Origin of the sequence: Billgrantia kenyensis (assembly GCF_013697085.1) — a bacterium.
Taxonomy (GTDB): Bacteria; Pseudomonadota; Gammaproteobacteria; order Pseudomonadales; family Halomonadaceae; genus Halomonas; species Halomonas kenyensis.
Genome location: NZ_JACEFT010000066.1, coordinates 1 through 5,049 on the forward strand (window position 1 = coordinate 1; position 5,049 = coordinate 5,049).

The following is a 5,049-nucleotide window of genomic DNA, read 5'->3' on the forward strand; positions in this document are numbered from 1 at the left end:
GCGATGAAAGAATGGCAGACCAAGCGGCCTGAATTATTTTCCAAACGGGTAGTCAATCACACGGGACCCGACACCTAGGGATTTCAATAGGATGAGCACGGCCGAGCGCGCAGCATAACATTGTTAAACGCGCATGCGCGTTCAAGTGGAACATCAAGCATGCCATATAATACAACTGTTCAATGCATAAGGAAGCAGTGTGCAAGTAGTCAACATCGAAGAATACAACAAAGAAGTGGTGCTTCACTTCGGAGGCGAGCGGAAGAAAATAAACGCATACACGCTTGCTTCTACTTTGGTGTCTATCGCTGACGCAGTCAAAGACGCGAACTCAGTCATCAACCCCGGTTACGATGTTGAGGTTCTTGTAGAAGCCTTTGGTGAGGGCAGCTTTAGAGCCAAGATCAAAACAACCTACAAGTCTGCCGCCAACATCTTTAGCAAGGATAACCTAAAAGCAATTGCACTCGGAGTTTTAGCCAGCTTCATATATGAGCATACTCTCGCCCCGGATTCTAATGTGACAATTAACGTCAATTCCGACGAGGTTATAATTAAGCAAGGAGACAAGACCATTATTGTTCCGCGCTCAACCTATGAAGCAACAAAGGAAGTTCAGAAGTCTGAAAAATTCAAGAAAAGCGTGTCTCGAATTTCAAGCGGTATCGAGAGAGATCAAAATATAACCAGCTTTGGATTTACGAATAATCTTGCCGACGAGCAGCCGAAAATTGAAATCTCCCGCAAAGAGATGCTCCTCCTCAGTAACCCGAATGATATAGCAGAGCCCACTCGCGAAATTGAGGAGGCAGCTACGCTGTTCATTAAACGAGCAATTCTTGAGCGCTCAAAACGAAAGTGGGAATTTGTTTGGAGGGGTTTCAAAATCTCTGCACCTGTTCTGGATGAAAAGTTCTATGACGATTTCTTTGCGCATAAAATTACAATCGCGCCAGGTGATCAGCTTGAGGCAAAGCTTAAGATATATCAATCCAAAGACGAAGATACTGGAATATACTCGAATGACCGGTACGAGGTTGTAGAAGTAGCAAAGCACCTTCCGCACGTAACGCAGACCGAGGCGAAGGTTTAGTGCATTGAACAAGGCGCTGCTGTCGGACAATTTTTCCGCTGCGCTCCAAAGTTGCCGCAGAGCGCGGCGTTAGCCCCAAGGGAAGCTTTAAGCCATGTCTCAAAGGTATTATTCAAACGTTTACTGGCATTTCACTGGATCACCGGAGGGTGTTGACTGGTCTCTTGCTCGGTGTCCGAAGGATATAATGGAACAAGGTGTTGCTCTCGACCCAGCAAAGGGGGGTGAAACTCTATGTTTAATTCTGGAATCCTCGAAGTTGCTGGCAACGTGTATAGAAACCATCGCTGATGGTCTAGATACTGATAGTTTTTGCTGTGTAACCGACATCCCGCTCAAGGACTTGCCATCCCACTCTCCTTATTACGGAAAAGTAGCAATTGGGTTTAAGGCGGAAGCAGTCCATCGAAGCTTTGTTCCTGTTTTGTACATCCCGAAACAGAACTTGCCTGCTGTGAAAAGACTTATTCCCAATCCGGAACTTCAAAGAATGGCCGGTGAATTTTTTGGATGCGGTCCGGGTTTTTGGGAGCAGCAAGGAATGAAGATGCTGCACCAGGCAGAGCGAAATAAACACGAAGTGGTAGAGATAAAACAAGAGGAAGTTGGCGGATTTTTGGCTAACTTCCTAAAGATCACTGACTTCGATAGCGACCCCCAAAATACCTATTATCGCGAGCGGGAATGGAGGTGTATTGGTGATTTTCAGTTTGATAAAACTGATATCGAGGCGATAGTAGCGCCAAAAGAGACTTTGCCAATGATCCGGAAAAAGCTATCGGAACTCGGCATTACAGAAACAAGCGTTCTCGCATGGGAATTTATTGAGGATGCATAGTGGGATTACAAATGAATTAACCCGACCGTTTTGCGCTGGAGTTCCAAACGGCGGTTATTCAGGGCGTTAGAAGGTGCAAGAGCATGAAGAGCAATTTTTTCCTACAGACAAGGAAACAACATTGGCTTGAAGAGATTGATCTCACGTCTTTGCCGAGCGATTCGCTTAAGTCGGTTTTTGAAACATACGTTGCGAATATGAATGAGGTGCTCTGTGTCGTTCAGTCATCTTTCAATCTCATATTACATGCACAGTTAGAGAAGCAAGCAAATCAGGTTTTTCAGAAAAATCTGCTGTTGGCACATGCAAATGCTCTGCGTGGCGGATATCATGAAGACAGTGATCGTATAGCACATGAAGCACAGAAATTGACTAAGGAAGAGCTGGATGCAAAAGAAGACACGGAGATTTTGAATTGCGTTGTCGAAACTCTTAATGAACTTGAGAAAGATGAAGCTATTGCGACTTCAAATTTCTCAACCCTGCGTCAAAGTATTGTTATCCTTTGGAGTGCGACTGAAAGTCTTGTTCGCGATGTTGTTAGGACAATTCTTAATCAGGACAAGGATTTGGCTATTGCTTTTTTTGAATCTTCGATGACTAGTCCATATTGGAATAAAAAGAATATTTCCTACGAGCACTTTAAAGAACATGAGTTTAATCTTTCCGAAAGGCTGGGTGATGTTGCTTTGGAGATAAACGCTTGTTCAAATTCTGCGTCAATGGGCTCAGCGTATGCTTTTCTCCTAGGGTCTGATTCGGAGACTTGTAAAGCAATAAAGTCCAGGGATTTTTTCTATCTCTGTAGATTGAGGAATATCATCGCACATAAAAATGGAATAGTTGATAAAAAATTTAAAGATGAAACTCAGTGCGTGGAACCGATTGGTGATAGATTTAAAGTAAGCCCTGAGGTTTTTGATTTCTGTTTTGATATATCAAAATCTCTAGCAAAATATTTGATTAAGGAGATCTCTAGCAATAACATGCACGCGACAAGCACGTGATGTTAGTAAGGGTGCGAAGGACCGCTTCTGGCCGATAGCTGCTGTGCACCATATGGTCGTTTTCTTTACGCGCGTAGCCCGCCCCTCCAGAAGGCCCTGGAAGGGCGGTTTTGCGTAAAGAAATCACGTAAAAATTTCTACGTACAGGAAGGGGGCGTTTTTTTTCTGTTAGGCCGCCCCTTCCCAGACGCTGCCACCCCACAGGCTGGCAGCGTGGGCGCGCGAGGCCGCCGCACGGATCAAGGTCAGCAAGACGGCCCTCTACGCCGCCTTGAAGGCCAGCCAGTCCGATGCCCCAGACCACAGTGCCCCAAAGCGACGCCGAACGGCAGCACAGCCAGAAGCTGATGAACGTGATGGATGACCTGAACAGCAGAATGGGCCGCGGCACCGTCAAGCTCGGCACGCCTAGCCCCGGGGCAGCATGGCATTTGCGTTGCGCCCACCTCACCAAGCGCTATTCAACCCGATGGGAGGAGCTGCCATCGGTGAAGGCGCTATAACGCGAAAGCCCGGCCGTGAGGCCGGGCTGAATCTTCGCTTCCTTGACTACCTTCTCGAGCATCCTGCTCGAGCATCCTTGGATCTGAGCAATCCGTCGCTCTGCCTTCCCTGTAGGGCTCTCCGTTGCCCGTTACATACAACGGTAGCCGCTACAAGCGAAGCGTGTTGTTACGTAGGTTATGAACTCGTGTAAGAAATTGCCGCTTCATTTTGTAGGAAATATCTTACAAGCTATGCGGATCGATCAGCCCCGCATCCTTATCATTGCCGGGTCGGTTCACGGCTCTGCTCACTGGCCAGTGCTCGATCAGACCAGCATCCAGATGACGCACCACATGGCGGATCGTCTCCCGATCGGTCAGGTCAGGTCAGGTCAGGGTCAAACCATGGCTCAAGACTGGCGTGGTCAAGAATCAGCGGCATGCGGTCGTGAACCTCAGCGGCAGTGCCCTGCGCCGGCTCGGTGAGAATCGCGCAGCCCAGCGAGCCATCCTCCCGCTCGGCGTAGATGCCGGCGAACGCGATCGGCTCACGGTCAGTGCGGGTAATGTAGTGCGGTTGTTTGCCGGTCTCGGTCGTCAACCATTCATACCAGCCATCGGCAGGAACAATGCAGCGGGAACGGGCGAAGGCGTGCTTAAAGTAGCCACTGGTGGCCACCGTCTCTACCCGGGCATTGATTGGCTGGGCGGCGCGTCCCTTGGCCCACTTGGGGCGGTATCCCCACCAAAAGTTGAGCTGCTCAGGCGGCCGGTCATGTGCCGTTTGCCGGAAACCAGATATCCAGGTGCCCGGTGCGATATTGTACCGCGTGGGCGGCTGGGCCTCGGTCATAGTGACTCGTAGGCGCTTGGCGAGCCGCGGGTAGGCGTTGAATTGAGAGAATTGTCCATACATGCTGCCAGTCTAGAGCTTTCTCCAGCCTTCATCTGGACGACACGCGCTGTCCTTGGCATAACTGTCTGCTTTTAAAACGACCTGAAAGTTACGTGATGCACTTAGTTTGGTCATTGAGGTCGCCGGTGATTTTTTCGATTTTTTTGAGCATCCTCTATAGCCACTCTAATATCCTTTTCAGGATCTTCCAGGCTATCGCCAGGGCGGAACACGACCTCCCCTGGAGGGGCGGTATCCAGGCGAGCCTGGTTGCGTATGCGCGAGACATCTTCACGGCTTATCAGAGCTGGTGATGCACCCGATGGGTTCGGCTCTGTAACCAAGTTGCCTTCGTAAAGCCACATGCGCTGAGGCACGTGGGAGACGACCCAGAGACGCTCCTGCCACTCGGCACAATTGTTGTCGTCCACCAGGCGTAGGCTTTCGAGCGGCACTACGGCTGCAAGCTGGCGAGAGTTGATCACTAAGCCTGAGTCGCCTATCCGCACCGCGCCTTGGTACTGGCCGCAGTGCAGTGCCTCAAGTACTACGCGACGCTTCTGGTTGCTTTCTAGAGTGCCTTCCCCACATAGATGCAGGGTTGTCGTGTCAATTTGCTTGATAGCCCACACCCTGACGGAAGCTTTCCTTAGCAACGGCGGTCTCAAGTCCCAAGCGCAACACTATTGAAGGGTGTCCGGTCCAGCGACTGATTTCTTGAGCACCTCGGA

The 5,049-nt window shown here is 49.7% G+C and carries 5 protein-coding genes; 4 read left to right on the plus strand and 1 reads right to left on the minus strand.

Translation table 11 applies throughout. From position 1 onward, the window contains the following. Positions 1-199: 199 nt before the first annotated feature. From H1D44_RS20510 to H1D44_RS21125, 4 genes are all read left to right on the plus strand, one after another. A complete protein-coding gene (locus tag H1D44_RS20510; RefSeq protein ID WP_181517120.1) occupies positions 200-1,093 on the plus strand; it encodes an LAPAL motif-containing putative phage structural protein in 894 nt (297 codons plus the stop codon). Positions 1,094-1,280: 187 nt separating this feature from the next. Beyond that, positions 1,281-1,931: an abortive infection system antitoxin AbiGi family protein gene (locus tag H1D44_RS20515; protein WP_181517121.1), complete on the plus strand. Its 651-nt coding sequence runs from the start codon at positions 1,281-1,283 to the stop codon at positions 1,929-1,931. Between the two features lie 83 nt (positions 1,932-2,014). Further along, positions 2,015-2,938, plus strand: coding sequence for a hypothetical protein (locus H1D44_RS20520; RefSeq protein WP_181517122.1), 924 nt, complete (start codon positions 2,015-2,017; stop codon positions 2,936-2,938). 347 nt (positions 2,939-3,285) lie between these two features. Continuing rightward, positions 3,286-3,441, plus strand: a complete 156-nt coding sequence (locus tag H1D44_RS21125) for a DUF4113 domain-containing protein (protein ID WP_275299115.1) — start codon at positions 3,286-3,288, stop codon at positions 3,439-3,441. Positions 3,442-3,805: 364 nt separating this feature from the next. On the opposite strand, the gene H1D44_RS20530 is transcribed toward H1D44_RS21125, so the two are convergent. Then, positions 3,806-4,339: an SOS response-associated peptidase gene (locus H1D44_RS20530; protein ID WP_238984612.1), complete on the minus strand. Its 534-nt coding sequence runs from the start codon at positions 4,337-4,339 to the stop codon at positions 3,806-3,808. Between the last annotated feature and the right edge of the window lie 710 nt (positions 4,340-5,049).